General features: G+C 57.1%; 14 protein-coding genes. 3 read left to right on the top strand and 11 right to left on the bottom strand.

Annotated elements, in window-relative coordinates; all coding sequences use genetic code 11:
- Positions 1–142: 142 nt before the first annotated feature.
- Entirely contained in the window at positions 143–2,437 is a 2,295-nt protein-coding gene (locus tag JRJ26_02180) for a HEAT repeat domain-containing protein (protein MBW2056284.1), read from the bottom strand.
- 516 nt (positions 2,438–2,953) lie between these two features.
- Between JRJ26_02180 and ilvD the strand changes: the two genes are divergently transcribed.
- A complete protein-coding gene (ilvD, locus tag JRJ26_02175) occupies positions 2,954–4,615 on the top strand; it encodes a dihydroxy-acid dehydratase (GenBank protein ID MBW2056283.1) in 1,662 nt (553 codons plus the stop codon).
- 4 nt (positions 4,616–4,619) lie between these two features.
- Here ilvD and gmk read toward each other — a convergent pair whose 3' ends face one another.
- The 9 genes from gmk to JRJ26_02130 form a co-directional block, all read right to left on the bottom strand.
- Positions 4,620–5,219, bottom strand: coding sequence for a guanylate kinase (gmk, locus tag JRJ26_02170; GenBank protein MBW2056282.1), 600 nt, complete (start codon positions 5,217–5,219; stop codon positions 4,620–4,622).
- Positions 5,220–5,226: 7 nt separating this feature from the next.
- On the bottom strand, positions 5,227–5,490 hold the full coding sequence (locus JRJ26_02165; GenBank protein ID MBW2056281.1) for a DUF370 domain-containing protein: 264 nt from the start codon (positions 5,488–5,490) through the stop codon (positions 5,227–5,229).
- A 50-nt stretch (positions 5,491–5,540) separates the two neighbouring features.
- Entirely contained in the window at positions 5,541–6,416 is an 876-nt protein-coding gene (locus JRJ26_02160; protein ID MBW2056280.1) for a YicC family protein, read from the bottom strand.
- A 36-nt stretch (positions 6,417–6,452) separates the two neighbouring features.
- Positions 6,453–7,058 (bottom strand): DUF4416 family protein, encoded by a 606-nt coding sequence (locus JRJ26_02155; GenBank protein ID MBW2056279.1) that lies wholly within the window; start codon positions 7,056–7,058, stop codon positions 6,453–6,455.
- Between the two features lie 88 nt (positions 7,059–7,146).
- A complete protein-coding gene (locus tag JRJ26_02150; protein ID MBW2056278.1) occupies positions 7,147–7,887 on the bottom strand; it encodes a TlyA family RNA methyltransferase in 741 nt (246 codons plus the stop codon).
- On the bottom strand, positions 7,884–9,833 hold the full coding sequence (locus JRJ26_02145) for a 1-deoxy-D-xylulose-5-phosphate synthase (protein MBW2056277.1): 1,950 nt from the start codon (positions 9,831–9,833) through the stop codon (positions 7,884–7,886). Before JRJ26_02145 ends, JRJ26_02150 begins: the two co-directional genes overlap by 4 nt.
- A 34-nt stretch (positions 9,834–9,867) precedes the next feature.
- Positions 9,868–10,758, bottom strand: coding sequence for a polyprenyl synthetase family protein (locus JRJ26_02140; protein MBW2056276.1), 891 nt, complete (start codon positions 10,756–10,758; stop codon positions 9,868–9,870).
- A 13-nt stretch (positions 10,759–10,771) separates the two neighbouring features.
- The gene (xseB, locus tag JRJ26_02135) at positions 10,772–11,026 is read right to left on the bottom strand and encodes an exodeoxyribonuclease VII small subunit (GenBank protein ID MBW2056275.1); all 255 of its coding nucleotides are present in this window, start codon (positions 11,024–11,026) and stop codon (positions 10,772–10,774) included.
- A 48-nt stretch (positions 11,027–11,074) separates the two neighbouring features.
- The gene (locus JRJ26_02130; GenBank protein MBW2056274.1) at positions 11,075–12,463 is read right to left on the bottom strand and encodes an exodeoxyribonuclease VII large subunit; all 1,389 of its coding nucleotides are present in this window, start codon (positions 12,461–12,463) and stop codon (positions 11,075–11,077) included.
- A 164-nt stretch (positions 12,464–12,627) separates the two neighbouring features.
- Here JRJ26_02130 and queD point away from each other — a divergent pair, with 164 nt between their 5' ends.
- Both queD and JRJ26_02120 read left to right on the top strand, forming a co-directional pair.
- Positions 12,628–13,011, top strand: coding sequence for a 6-carboxytetrahydropterin synthase QueD (queD, locus tag JRJ26_02125; GenBank protein ID MBW2056273.1), 384 nt, complete (start codon positions 12,628–12,630; stop codon positions 13,009–13,011).
- Positions 13,004–13,774: a GTP cyclohydrolase I FolE2 gene (locus JRJ26_02120; protein ID MBW2056272.1), complete on the top strand. Its 771-nt coding sequence runs from the start codon at positions 13,004–13,006 to the stop codon at positions 13,772–13,774. The genes queD and JRJ26_02120 overlap by 8 nt, the downstream gene beginning before the upstream one ends.
- Positions 13,775–13,778: 4 nt before the next feature.
- On the opposite strand, the gene JRJ26_02115 is transcribed toward JRJ26_02120, so the two are convergent.
- Positions 13,779–15,044, bottom strand: a complete 1,266-nt coding sequence (locus tag JRJ26_02115) for a hypothetical protein (protein MBW2056271.1) — start codon at positions 15,042–15,044, stop codon at positions 13,779–13,781.
- Positions 15,045–15,235: the final 191 nt, after the last annotated feature.

Raw genomic sequence — 15,235 nt, 5'->3', positions numbered from 1 at the left:
CGAAAACACATCATGGATGGCTTTTGCCGGGGACTCTCCACTCGCCTCTCTGTCCGGAGGCTGTAGAGCCCCCGGGAGGCGAGCCCTTTTTTCGTGGTATGGAGAAAGTCAGGAGGGAGGGAATGAGACAGGTGGGGCCTGGTTAGGGAGCAGAGGCCGAAACGTTCCGGTCTTCGGGTGGGTTCAGGTTGAGGAGGGCTCTCCTTGCTGCTTCCCTCACACCGGAGTCGGCCTCGCTTTCGAGGACCTCACGGAGGACCCCTTCGAGCTCAGGATCTCTGATAGCCCCCAGGGCCTGAACAGCCACTTTCCGGATGGTTTCGTCCTCTTTCTTGAAAACGCCCTTGCTTCTCAGAATACCGAGCAGCACCGGAACGGCTCTCGGATCCCCTATCTTCCCGAGGACTTCCATGGCAGTCTGCCGCATAACGTCGGATTTGAAGCCCTTGAGCTTCTTTTTCTCCACGAGGGGGATAATATAGGGCACGGCCATGTTGTCTCCGGCCTCTCCGAGGGCTCTCAAGGCGAGAAGCCGAATCTCCTCATTTCCGTCTTTCAGGAGCTCACAGAGAATCCTGGTGCTTCCCTTCCCACCCAACCTGCTCAGGGTCTTGACGGCCTGCTTCCTCACCCGAATATCTTCATGGTAGACCGAACTTGTCAGAAGGTCTGGTGAGAGTGTCTTGTCGCCGATTTCAGCGAGTACATAGAGGGCTGTCTGAACGACGTACCACCGGTTGTCCGCAAGACGGTGTACGATCTCCCCTGTGATCTCCTTTCCCATAGACCGCACTACCGAGACCAATCTCCTTCGCACATCCGGGTTCTCCTCCCTTTCCAGCGCAAAGAGAACCGATTCGAGGACCGCCCTTCCCAAGAGTCTCAAGATGGCCAGGGCCTCGTCCCTTCGGGTCTTGTCTCCTTGCCCGAGAGCACCTGTCAGCTGATCGGTCAAATCCTGGGAAACCAGAGAGTCACATCGCTGTATCAGGGGTTCCAGGAAACCCAACCTGGAGAGGGCGAGCAATGCCCTGGCAGCAACCCTGAAGCGGGCCTCCAGTATCTCTCTTTTCAGAATCGCCGCCAGAGACTGGAGAATCGCTTCCCGCACGTGTTGCTCCTCTTCCCCCTTGACGGCCCCGATCAACTTCTTTAGGAAGAACAAATCGGCCCTTTTGAATCTCCCCGAATCCTCCACGATCCCGTAGAACTGGCCGAGGTAGGAGGCTACAGCTCTTCGAGTCTCAGGATCATCCGTTTTGAGCCCGGCCACCAGGGCCTTGAGAAGCCTGGCCATCTCAGGCCCCATTCTCTCCTCTGCGAGTTTCGGGGCAACCTGCCTGATCCGAACCAAATCGCTCGGGGCCAACTGCGTTCTCGAGGCCAGGCGCTCGACTTTCTGGCCGAGGGTAAAGCTCTCCCAGAGGATCTCATCCTTTAGACTCTCCCAGGCCTCTTCACCCATGCCGGATCCGATCAACTCCCTCCCCAGATCTTGTGCGATCCTCTTTCTCCGCTCCTGAGTGGGCAACACCTTCTTCACCACCCTGGCCAGTATCTCAGGTGATCTGAGTCCTCCCCTGTAGACATTGCAGATCAGACGAATCGCTTCTTGGTCTGAGAAATCCGTTACGATAGAGTCAAGCCTATCCTCCGGCCGGTCTGCATGGTCAGCTCTGTATCTATAGATGGCTGCTTGGGCGTCAGGACTCAAGGAAAAGACGATCCGGGCCATAATGCCCAGGCATTTCTCCGATCCCCCCCACTTGCTTTCCACAAGACGAACCATCCGCTCGATGGCCCGGTTGGCCGATCTGGCCAGTTCCGATTCGTTTCCGCCCCTTTCTCTTACCTCAGACAGCCCTGCATCGATCATCTCTGCAACCTTGGCCGGAGCTTCCTCCAAAAGAGCGCCGAGATCCTTCTGGTCCCCCGGCAATGCAGGTACCTTTCCCATGAGGAAGGCGGCAATCACGGCCTCGTCAAGCCCCTCGCCGGTATTGAGGGAGTCCTTTATCTTTGCGTATCGCACCTCGTTGGCCACCACATGGGAGACGCCGCGGCTCTCGAGAAAGCTCTGGACGCCTCCACCGGCGGTCAGCCGATCAGGGTCCTGACTCATGCAGTCAAGGAAAACCCTGAACTCATCTTCAGAGATCTCAGGATAGAAGACGAGGCCGTCTATGTTTCGCGTCACCAATTCTTCAACGAATTTCACAATGAACGCGTCTGCCCCTTCCACAGGTGCCTCCCCTACGAGCAGGGTATTCTCCACCACACCGAGGGATAGTTCCCCCTTGTCCTGAACCATCTGGGAGAGTACTCCGAAGGCCTTTTGCACACTGGCAGCAGTGGTCGGATGGTCCGGTGCATAGACCCTCATATTGACCAACGCGACGTTGAGAAGACGAACAAGATTGTAGAGAAGGGTATCCATTTGAAACCATCCCGGGTTCAGGGGAATAGATTCTCACGGGCCGGTAGTGCATGTTTCATGCCAAAACACCAGATCCTCAACTGTCCGGAATTATGACAAATCGCTGATCCTCCTCAGGAACTCCCAGGGAGCACTGTGCAAATACTTCCTTGCTCCTGACGCTATCCGGGTTCGCGGCGTGCACTGCCTCTCCATTCGCAATGCCCTTCCGGTCAACCACACCGCCTCCCAAAGCACCAGAGGGATCCAAAGATCACCTCTTCCCAACCCAGAGCCTATGACCTCTGGACGTTCGCTCTATCCATTCCTACGGGTCCTACCATACTCATATCCACTCTCTCAACCACAACCCTACCTCCCCATAACCAAACCTCCCCATCACCTTAACCCTCACCAGGGGGATACCATGTCTATTCCGAGTCCCAACTCCACAAAAAGAACCGATTGACTTTTTTTCAGGAGATGTTAATTTCTCTAGATTCTGACGGAAATAAACCACTCGAAGAAAGGGAAGCCATGCGTTCGGACATTATGAAAAGAGGGCTCGAACGGTCACCGCACCGGTCTCTCTTCAAAGCCATGGGCTACACGGAAGACGAACTCGGTCGGCCGATCATAGGTATTGCAAATTCCGCCAACGAGCTCGTACCCGGCCACATCCATCTGGACCGCGTGGTCGAGGCGGCCAAGGCCGGCATCCGCCTGGCCGGTGCAACTCCCATGGAGTTTTCCACCATCGGTATATGCGACGGAATCGCCATGGGCCACGAGGGAATGAAATTTTCTCTTGCTTCCAGAGAACTGATAGCGGACTCGATTGAGCTTGTGGCCTCTGCACATCCCTTTGATGGTCTCGTTCTTGTCCCGAATTGCGACAAGGTGGTTCCTGGAATGATGATGGCCATGGCTCGGCTCGACATTCCCGCTCTTATCCTGAGCGGGGGGCCCATGCTGGCGGGTCATTGGGACAACTCCGTTGTCGATCTCGTCACGGTCTTCGAAGCGATCGGGAAGGTCGCCTCAGGGCAGATGGACGAAGATGAGCTTCGCGAGCTCGAGAACCAGGCATGTCCTGGACCCGGCTGTTGCAGCGGCATGTTTACCGCCAATACGATGAACTCCCTTTCAGAAGCCTTGGGAATAGCACTGAGAAACAACGGGACGGCTCCTGCCGTGTCGGCGGAGAGAATCAGGTTGGCCAAGGAGGCGGGGATTCAGGTGGTCGCTCTTGTTGAGAAGGGAATCAGGCCTTCGGACATCCTGAGCGAGAAGGCCTTTGAAAACGCCATCGCGGTGGATATGGCTCTCGGGGGTTCGACAAATACTGTTCTCCACCTCCCTGCCATCGCCCATGAGGCGGGGATCAAGATCGATCTGGAGAGATTCAACGAATTCAGCGAGAAGGTCCCGCAGATCTGTTCCCTTTCCCCTTCAGGCCCCTTTCACATGGAGGACCTCCACCGCGCGGGCGGCATCTATGCCGTCATGAAGGAACTCGCCGGTCGAGGGCTGATCCACTTGGACGCCCTTTCGGTAACAGGAAAAAGGATGGAACAGAACCTCGAGGATACACGGATCTTCGACCACGACGTAATCCACTATGCAAACTATCCCTATCGATCCAGGGGCGGGCTGGTCGTCCTGTTCGGGAACCTGGCCCCCGAAGGAGCCGTTGTGAAGCAGGCGGCCGTGGCAACGGAGATGATGTCACACCGGGGTCCTGCCCGGGTCTTCGATTCGGAAGAGGAGGCTGTTGAGAGCATAAGAAAGCAGGCCATAAGAAAGGGCGACGTAGTCGTGATCCGATACGAGGGCCCAAAAGGGGGGCCGGGAATGAGGGAAATGCTGGCCCCCACCTCGGCCATTGCCGGCTCGGGACTCGACAAGGATGTGGCCCTCCTGACGGACGGACGGTTTTCAGGAGGTACCCGGGGTGCCGCGGTAGGCCACATATCCCCTGAAGCGGCAGAAGGAGGCCCTCTAGCCCTGGTTCAAGAGGGGGACATCATCGAAATCGACATCCCGGCAAGGAAAATCTCTCTGAATGTTGACGAAAAGACCCTGGAGCAGAGAGCAAACCAGTGGAGGAAGCCTCCTCCCAAGATCAAGAAAGGATACCTCCGCCGCTATTCGCAACTGGTGGGTTCGGCAGCCACAGGAGCCGTCCTAAGAGAGTAGGAGATCAAGGCCGCTGCCCGAGTTCCTTCATCACCCGGTGTCGCCTGCATCTTTCGGCGATTATGATCGCCTTGATCTTCTCCACCGCTTCCCCGATCTCTTCGTTTACGACAACGTAGTCGTAGTCGTCCAGCCTCTCCATCTCCGTTGAGGCGTTCCGGAGCCGAAGGTCGATCATCTCCTGGCTTTCGGACCCCCTCCGCAGGAGTCGCTCCCTCAGATCTCCGATTCCGGGGGGGAGTATGAAGATGAAGACTCCCTCGGGAAACATCCTGCGAATCTGCCGGGCTCCATGGGTGTCCACATCCAGGATCACGTCAGCATCCCTGGCCACGAACGCCTCGAGGAGGTCCCTGGAGGTGCCGTAATAGTTACCGTGGAGCTCGGTCCATTCGGCAAAGGCACCCGCCTCGATCATCCTCCTGAACTCCTCAGGGGAGACGAAGTGGTAATCGATCCCTTCCTTCTCACCCGGCCGCGGGGGCCTGGTGGTGTAAGAGACAGAGAATTCCATCCCGGGGAGCTCTCTCATGACTCTCTTGAGCAGAGTCGTCTTTCCCGTTCCCGACGGCGCAGAAACCACATAGAGCCTTCCGCCGGTCATCCCTCTGCTATCCCTTACTGGACGGCTTGTCATCGGACATGAACCGCTGTGTGACCGTTTCGGCCTGGACCGCGGAAAGGATGATGTGATCGCTGTCGGTGATCACTATCGACCGGGTCCTCCTTCCCTGGGTGGCGTCTATCAGCTTGCCTGCCTCCCTAGCCCCTTCTTTCAGCCGCTTCATGGGAGCCGAACTCGGCGTCACTATAGCCACTACCCTCGACGCCACGACAATGTTTCCGAAACCAACATTCAGGAGCTTTGGTGTCATCTCATACCCCCTAAGAAACTACATCCACAAGATCTCACAATTTCACAGAATCATTCGATATTCTGAATCTGCTCTCTCATCTTCTCCAGTTCACCCTTGATTTCCACCACCCAGTGGGAAATCGCCTCGTCATTTGCCTTGGAACTGATGGTATTCGCTTCACGATGGATCTCCTGGAGGAGAAACTCTAGCTTCCTCCCCACGGGAGCTTCCCCGTCGATCATCCGCTCCATCTGGGCGAGGTGGCTCGCCAGCCGCACAGTCTCCTCTGAAATATCGCTCCTTTCAGCAAACAAAGCCACCTCCTGGTTGAAACGGATGGGATCTACATCCGTCCCCTTTAACATGTTCTGGAGCTGCTGGCCCAACCTCTGCCGGTAATGCTCCACAACTACGGGCGCCCTCGCCTTGATCTCCTCGAGAAGACCACAAATGGATCGAAGTCTGTTCCGCAGGTCCGTCGTGAGCTCTTCCCCCTCTCGCCTCCGCATGGCTTTCAAGTCGTCAAGACACCGGGCGATGATCGCCTTGATCTCCTCCCAGTAAGCTTCGGCCACCTGCCCCTCTTCCACAGGAACGATGATCTCCCTGGCCCGGGAGATCATATCCATGCCTATCTCACCCCTCAGCCTCAGTTCGGCCTTTATCGTTCTAAGGGCAGCGAGATACTGGCGGGCCATTTCCAGGTCCGGTTCAAGGCGGTATCCCACCGATTGGTCAGAATCGAGCCTGAGAGACATATCGAATCGCCCGCGGGAAAACCGCGATTTGATCAACTCTCTTATACGGCCCTCAAAGGCATTCAGCTTCTTGGGCAACCTTAAAGTAATATCACAGAACCTATAGTTAACAGACCGAATTTCCACTGAAACCGAGCCTAATTGGCTTATCCCTTCTGCACTCCCATATCCTGTCATGCTCTCCAAGACCGCTCTCCTTGGTCCCCTGAAAAGTCCTCTGATTCAGACCGGGGTGGATTCCTCCAGATGGTCCGGACCACTCGTTCCGCATCCACCAGATCCCCGCCGAGTGCCCGCCTCAGGCCGACCACTCAGTTGGGAAAGATATGTCCTTCGAATGGCGTTGAATATCCGTATCGTTTCAGGCTGCCTGTAGTCGGGATAGGTCCAGTCAAGGGAGCGATAGCTCTTTCCGTGGTATATCAGGGTCAGGTCGGCATAGATCCCATCCCTCAGGTAGGGCCGGTGAGCATACGCCTTGGTCGTTGCGAGAATCACATGCTCTCCAGAAAGATAGCCGGGATCGATATTGACCCGCCTCCTTCCCCGGTTTGCGTAGTCCTCCTCGATCCGGTTGGTCCGGTGTTTCACGGAAGGGAGGGTTTCAGGGGCGATCAGTCTTTCAAATGCCAGAATCCTCCGCTTTAGGTCAGGCCCCATCTCCGGTCTGTAGTAATCCGTAAAGTCAAAGACCATCCACGGCCCTACAAAATCCGTCTCCCCGTAGGTGCCCTTCAGATCCGCCAGGATCCCCTCCACCAGATCCTCGCGAGCCGTAATGACGCTCATCACCAGCTTGACCGGTTTGGGTGACCTCGGCTGACCCATCCCTGGCCAATCCCTCCCGTCTTCCTGGACCGACTCCGGGTCGACCTAGTGATTTCCATCCCCACCCCGGGGGACACAACAGAGACGCCTACCGGCTTCTCACAAAATGGACAAAAAACTCCCTGTTCCCCTTTGCCCCCTTGATGGGCGATTCGATGACCCCCCGTGCCACCAGTCCCAACTCCTCGCCTGCCCGCCGTACCCTTTCGACGACTCTCATCTGCTTGGTCCGGTCCCTGATGATCCCTCCCTTTTCCACTTCTCCTCTTCCCACCTCAAACTGCGGCTTCACGAGGACCACCAGGTCGCCTCCTCTCTTCACCATCCCCCTGAGGCGAGAGAGAAACTTCTCTACCGAGATAAATGATGTATCCACCACGATGAGGTCTAAAGGCTCGCCGACCTCCTGGAAGTCGAGGTATCTGATATTCGTCCTTTCCAGATTGACGACCCGGGGGTCCTGCTGAAGCCTCCAGGCGAGCTGGCCGTATCCGACATCGACGGCAAAGACCCTGGCAGCCCCTTTCTGGAGCAGGCAGTCGGTGAAACCCCCTGTTGAAGCCCCCACATCCATCGCCCTCTTACCCCTGGGGTCGATTTCGAAGGCCTTCAAGGCCGCTTCCAATTTCAGCCCTCCCCGGCTTACAAAGGGACAACCCCTTCCCTTGAGGCCGAGGGAGATATCGGGTCTGACGAGTGTGCCCGGCTTTTCAACAGGGTTTCCGCCTGCCACCACCTTTCCAGCCATGATAAGCGCCCTGGCCTGCTGCCTGCTCGAAGCCAGGCCGCGTTCCACCAGAAGCCTGTCCAACCGCTCCTTCGGCCTCATACGGAGATCTTCTTCAGATCGAAAACAACGGCCTTCCTCTCTGGTCGTCCCTCTTCACTCATCCACTCGTCCACCGCATTGAAGATTCCCGCCTTGTCGATCCCGTAGATCCTCCTCAAGCGTTCCGGTGGCCCGTGTTCCACAAAGACATCTGGAATACCGAGGCGCCTTACCTTCACGGCATCGAGTCCCCTTGCCTGCAGGAGTTCCAAGACGGCACTTCCGAACCCCCCCTCCAGAGCATTCTCCTCCACGGTGAGAACTCTCCCCGTCTCCTCGCTCAACCTGCAGATCAGTTCCGTGTCCAGGGGTTTCACAAATCTCCCGTTCACGACCGCAGCCTGAATCCCATGCCTGGCGAGTTCTTCGGCGGCTTCAAGACTCGGAAGGACCGTAGACCCAATGGCAAGGATGGCCACATGGTCTCCGTGCCTCAGCAACTCCCCTTTTCCTATCTCTATGGGCCTCCACTGGCGGTCCAGGGGGACTCCGTATCCCCGCCCTCGAGGGTATCTGAAGGCCAAAGGCGACTGCGCCACTCTGGCCGTCTCCATCACGTGCTGTAACTCATTCTCGTCTTTTGGCACCATCACCACCATGTTGGGGATATGCCGGAGGTAGCAGAAGTCGAAGACACCATGGTGAGTGGGGCCGTCCTCCCCCACTATGCCCGCCCGGTCCAGAGCAAAGGCAACGGGGAGATTCTGGAGGCAGACGTCATGAACGATCTCATCATAGGCCCTTTGCAGAAAGGTCGAATAGATGGCCACAAAGGGTTTGAAACCCTCCACTGCAAGACCGGCTGCAAAGGTCACCGCGTGTTGTTCGGCAATACCTATGTCATAGAAGCGGTTCGGAAATTTCTTTGAGAACCCTTCAAGCCCTGTTCCGCCGGGCATGGCAGCCGTAATCGCAACGACTCTATCGTCTCTCCTCGCCATCCGACACAGGGTTCTCCCGAAGACCTCGGTGTAGGTCTTCGCTCTTCCACGGCTCAACTGTTGAAGGGGCCTTCCGCTCCTCAAATCGAAGGCTCCCACCCCGTGGAAATGGGCCGGGTCGCTCTCGGCAGGACCGTAACCCTTTCCCTTCTTGGTGATCACATGAACGAGAATAGGCCCGTCCATCTCTGCCACGTTCTCGAAGGTTTCGATGAGATGGTCCAGGCGGTGCCCCTCGATCGGTCCCACGTATTTGAAGCCCAGTTCCTCAAAGAGAACCCCTGGGGTGAGAAAGCCCTTGAAGAACTCCTCCGCATGCTTGGCCCATCGGTAGAAAGACTGGCCAAGCCCCGGCAGGGTCTGGAGAAAGGACTTCATCTCGTTGCGAAACCGGTTGGCGAGCTGGCCGGTCATTACACGGCTCAGATACGAGGCGAGGGCACCCACGTTAGGGGATATGGACATCTCGTTGTCGTTCAGGACCACAATAAGGTCCCGGTCAAGCATACCAGCCTGGTTCAGCCCCTCAAAGGCGAGGCCGGCCGTCATCGACCCGTCCCCTATTACGGCTATGACCTTGGCCTTCTCACCCTTCATGGATTTCGCCTCGGCAATACCCAGGGCCGAGGAGATCGATGTTCCGGCATGGCCCGTACCGAAAACGTCGAAGGGGCTCTCCTCTCTCTTGGGAAAACCACTCAACCCTCCCCACTGGCGGAGAGTCTGAAACTCCTCAAGCCTTCCCGTCAGGAGCTTGTGTGCGTAACACTGGTGTCCCACGTCCCAAACCAGCCTGTCTCTTTCGAGGTCGAAGACCCGGTGCAGGGCAATGGTCAACTCAACCACGCCGAGGTTGGAAGCGAGATGCCCCCCGCACCTGGAGACCACGGAAAGGATCTCCTCGCGGATCTCCCTTGCCAGTTCCGGGAGATCCTTCGGCTCGAGGCCTTTAAGGTCATTGGGTCCACCGACCTGATCGAGTAATCTCGAAAGATACGACGGCATTTCCTTCTTGTCCTCCACCACTGGCTGCCCCGGCCTAGGATATCCGACTGGCCAGGTAGCGAGCGATCTCTTTGAGAGGCTCTGCCCGATCCTGGAAAAGGGCCAGATGGGCGATCCCTTCTCCGATGATTTCATTGGCTAGACGTCTGGACTCCTCCGTCCCCAGAAGCCCCGGATAGGTCGCCTTCTTTCTCGCGGCATCGGTCCCCACCTTTTTCCCAAGCCTTTCCGAGTCCCCGACCACGTTGAGAACGTCATCAATAATCTGGAAGGCCAGACCGAGCTTTTCACCATAAAGGGTGATTGCCCTCAGTTCTTCAGGCGCGGCCCCTGCCAGCCTCGCCCCTGTTCTCAGAGACGTCACAATGAGTGCCCCGGTCTTGTGAGAATGGATGTACTCAAGGGTCGGCAGATCCACATCCCGTCCCTCTGACTCTATGTCCACAACCTGGCCGCCCACGAGCCCGCTGAAACCGGCTCCCAGCGAAACTTCGTTGATGATCCCTATTGCCACCTCGGCGTCCACACCATGGTCGAGGGCACCCTGACTCATGGTTCTGAAGGCCTCGGTCAAGAGGGCATCACCCACCAGGATGGCCACAGCCTCACCAAATACCCGGTGTACGGTAGGTTTTCCCCTGCGGAGATCGTCATTGTCCATGGCCGGCAGATCGTCATGGACCAGGGAATAGGCATGAATAAACTCCAGTGCACACGCAAATGGGAGAATCGAATCCCCGCGCCCCCCACTGGCATCGAAAGCCGCCATTGCCAGAATAGGCCTGATCCGCTTTCCTCCTTCCAGAACACTGTACCTGATGGCCTTGCACAGGGAAGGAGGATAATCCATCTCCCGGGGAAGCATCCTGGCCAAGGCCGCGTCTACGCGTTTCTTTCTCTCTTGGAGATAAATGTGGATGTCCAAAGAAACCCCTGACTCAGAGGTCTTCCCCTTGCCCCTCCGGCCCCTGCTCTAGTTCAAAGGGCTGAGGTTCGAGGACGCCCTCCCTGTTCCTGAGGAGGATCTCGACCCTCCGTTCGGCCTCATCGAGCTTCTCACTGCAGAAATGGGAGAGACGTATGCCCTCCTCAAACAGCTTGAGCGATTCTTCCAGGTCCAAATCTCCGCTCTCAAGCCTGGAAACGATGCCTTCCAGACGATCGAGCGCCTTTTCGAACTTTTCTCCCGCCATAGGATGCTTTTTCTCCCCCTTACGACCCCAAACGTTCCGTATTATACCCTATTCCCCCGCACCGTCAAGCCGCAGGACCACCGGACTTCGTCGGCCAGACTCCCCCTTTGTCTCCTCCACGCGGCATATCAGCCGTCCCTGATGGAGCCTGACATCGACCCCCTCACCCCGCCTGACGGCCCTCGAGTCCCTGACGATCTCCATGGAAGGGATCCTCCGGACAATACTGTAGCCCCGCCTCAGGATTCTCAGAGGACTCATCGCTTCCAACCGGTCCATAGACCTCTCCAAAACCCGTCTCTTCTTGCTCAGGAAATCGGTGGCAGCGCTGTCCAGCCGCTCTGCCCTCTGGCGCAAGGAGTCGCGGAGACGGTCCACCTTCTGCCGCGGAGATCGGTACAGCAGGTTTTTCACAAGGCTCTCGAGGCGCAGCCGTCTTTCATCCAGCATCCTCCCCATGAGGCCCGCAAGCCTGCCCACCCTGTCATCCGCCCTCAACCGCAGTTCTGCAAGCCTTCTCCTGGGGTCTTTCAGCCGCCTCTGCATCCTGGTCCACTCATCACGCCTTCTTCTCAAAACCTTTTCCACCCCTCTGATGAGCCTCTCACGCAGATTCTGTATACGAAAGACAAGCTCGGCCTTGTTTCTTACCACCAGCTCCGCCGCAGCCGAGGGGGTCGGCGCCCTGAGGTCGGCTACAAAGTCACAGATGGTGAAATCCACCTCGTGTCCCACGGCCGACAGGACCGGCTTTTCCGCCTTTTGGACCGCCCTGGCGACGATCTCCTCATTAAAGGCCGAGAGGTCCTCCAGAGACCCTCCACCCCGGGCCACGACGATCACGTCCACATCTGTGCGCTCGTCGAGGTATCCGATGCCTCTGGCTATCTCCTCGGAGGCCCCATCTCCCTGGACTCTCACGGGGTAGATCAGGACACTCACGTTCTCCCATCGCCGCTTCAACACAGTGAGCATGTCCCGAATCACCGCTCCTGTCGGCGATGTGACAATCCCGATCTTGTTTGGGAGGAAGGGAAGAGGCTTCTTCCTGGCACGGTCGAAGAGGCCCTCTGCCTCAAGGCGGCGCTTCAGCTTCTCAAAGGCAAGTTGGAGGGCTCCCACACCCCGGATCTCTATCAAATCCGCGATCAGTTGGTATTGTCCCCTCTGGGCATAGACGCTCACCCTTCCCCGACAAATGACTCTGAGACCATCCTCCGGTTCAAAATGGAGGCTCCTCGCCTGAGACCTGAAGATCACCGTCTGGATCTGGCTCGATTCGTCTTTCAGGGTGAAATAGAAGTGCCCGGAGGGGGGTACACGGAGATTGGAAACCTCCCCCTCAACCCAGATCTCGTCGAAGTTGGATTCCAGGATATCTGTAATCTCCGCAGTAAGGGCGCTCACCGTATAGATCGGGCGAGGAACAAAGGCCATCGGTCGCTCCTGTCGGACCGCTCGTCGGTCCTCAATTATAGCAACCTACACGGCACGGTCAAGGTTTGGAGAAAAGGCCACCCTGTTGACAATCCGGGCAGCTCTGTCATATCATTGATTCGGATTCCTCGGTCGGCCCGGGGGCTTTTTGTAGAGGACCGGTCATGTATGAAATCAAAATCGAGGATCACTTTTCTGCGGCCCACTATCTCCGGGACTATGAAGGAAGCTGTGAGGCCCTTCACGGTCACAACTGGAAAGTGGAGGTGGCAGTCTCGTCCCATAGGCTGAGAGAAGGAGGGATGGTTCTCGACTTCAGGGTTCTCAAGGAGTCCACCCGCACGGTCCTCGAAGGGCTCGACCACAAGTACCTGAACGAGCTTCCCTATTTCCTCCAGATCAACCCGTCTTCCGAGAACATTGCCAGATATATCTTCGACCGGGTCAAACCAATCGCGGACAAGTACAGGGTCGATCTGAACAGAGTGACCGTCTGGGAATCCGAGACTGCATGCGCTTCGTATTATGGGGATAGCCGTCATGATTGATATCCAGAACGAGCGAGACTACCGAAATCAAGAGATCAACAAGGTCGGTGTAAAGGGCATCCGGTATCCCATAATCGTACTCGACAAGGCCAATGGGCTTCAGCATACCGTGGCTAATGTCAACATGTATGTCGATCTCCCCCATCGGTTCAGGGGAACCCACATGAGCCGGTTCGTGGAAATTCTCAACAGGTACAGGGGTGAAATCGCCATAAAGACCTTCTCAAAGATTCTCAGCGAGATGAAGCGGAGGCTCAACGCCAGAAGCGCTCACCTGGAGGTGGAGTTTCCCTATTTCATAGAAAAGAAAGCGCCCGTGAGCGGGGCAAAGGGCCTCATGGAGTATGTCTGCCGCTTCTGCGGCTCAAGCAACGAGAAGGAGGATTTCTATCTAGGCATCACCGTGCCCCTCACAACCGTCTGCCCCTGTTCAAAAGAGATAAGCGATTTTGGTGCCCACAACCAGCGCAGCGTTGTTACTGTGCAGGTCCGGTTCAAGAAATTCATCTGGATCGAAGACATTATCCAACTCATTGAAGGGTGCGCAAGCTGCGATGTCTTCTCCATCCTGAAACGCCCGGATGAGAAACTCGTGACCGAGCGGGCCTATCAGAACCCCATGTTCGTCGAGGACGTCGTACGCGAAGTGGCCTCGAGGCTCAGTGTGGACCCCAACATCACTTGGTTCACCGTGGAATCGGAGAATTTCGAGTCCATTCACAACCATAACGCCTATGCCTATATCGAGCGGGAGAAAGTCTGAGAGCCTAGTATCCCCGCCGGCCATCTATGATCACGTCCAGGTTCCTCAACATCTCCTGGACCCTGTCGCGCCTGTCCCGCCCGTCCTTCTCTGCTTCCGCATCAGCCTCGCCCCCACCCACCTGATAGAGGGTCGACCGGTTGCCTTCGTCGTCCTCCACTTCCCAGATACCGGTGCCGGTGCGTCGCTTCCCAGGCTCTTTGGATCTCGGAGCCACCTGTCGCATATTTTCACCTGCGGCGTCGGCTTTGGGGACGCCTCTCCCAACTGACGGAGAAGGAGAGAGGAGGCGGATGGAGATGGTCGTATCCTTGTGGAATTCCATCTCCCTCATCTCCGGGATCCGTCCCTCTGACGTGACGAGGACAGCGTGCCTTCCGGCGGGAACGTCTTTCAGAATCATCACCCCTTGGGAGGCCTCACCCTTGGCTTCACCATCGAAGACGATCTGTGCTCCCGGGGGATCCACCCTGAGGGTGACGGTAACCCTCTTTGGAACAAGATGGACCTTGACGGTTCTGTCGCCGTTGAGATAGATGCTCTCCTGGACAGGTTCGTACCCCTTCGCCGTAACGGACAGATTCCGGTTACCCTGGGGAACCGACCTGAACAGGGCAATGCCGTTTGCGCTCCTAATCACCTTCCCGTCCAGGGCCACAAGAGCCGCTCCGGCGGGGGGATCGACAATCACAGTGAGGGTGGCTTTCTCCACCGCCTGAAGCATGCGGCCGACCGTTGGATCCTTCTCGATCTGAACCTCAGCCACGCCGAGGATCTCACCCCTTGTGTCGATGAGTCTCGCGTTCACGTCAACCGTTGGACCCCGGTCCGTGATGACACCCATCACTATGGCATCGACTCCGATCTTTTCGCATGCCGGTCCGACCGTATCCTGGTCGAAGTATGCCTCCATCTCGATGCGCTCCTGCGCGATCAAATGGTTCAGGAGCCTTCTCTCCAGGACCTTTTCGAATCTCCCGGAGAGGAAGAGCCTCGTAATGAGTTTCTCCGAAATGAAGGCCCCCAACTCGCTGTGGTTTCCCCGAGGTCCCAGCAGGTCCACCACCGCTACCTTAGGCTTCTCTTCCGGTCCGAGGCATTCCAGCATCCCCCGGGCCAACTCGTTGATTCCCATCTCAAGGGGTACTGGACGCGCCTTCGACTCGGCCTCCCGGGAAGGACGCGCCTTACCCCGGCCCCAAACCCCACCCCCGGAAGCACACCCGAGCTGGATAAGCAGCCCTGCCAGAGCCAAGACCTGTAGTCTCACTCGCATACCCTTGAACGCCTTATCAGGACTCATTGAGGGTCCGCCGAGCGATGGGTATCCCGCCGCTCCCGCAATGTCGCGCTTGGACAAGGTTGTTCTTCAAACGTCGGGCTCCAGGCAAATTTTTCTTGATCAAAACCGAACTACCTGATATAAGTCAATAAATCGGATCAAGCTTCACTCCGGATGAG

This window comes from Deltaproteobacteria bacterium (assembly GCA_019308905.1).
In the GTDB taxonomy this organism is placed as follows: Bacteria; Desulfobacterota; BSN033; order WVXP01; family WVXP01; genus JAFDHF01.
Note: the sequence above shows the minus strand (reverse complement) of the source record. Positions and strands in the feature narration are given on the sequence as shown.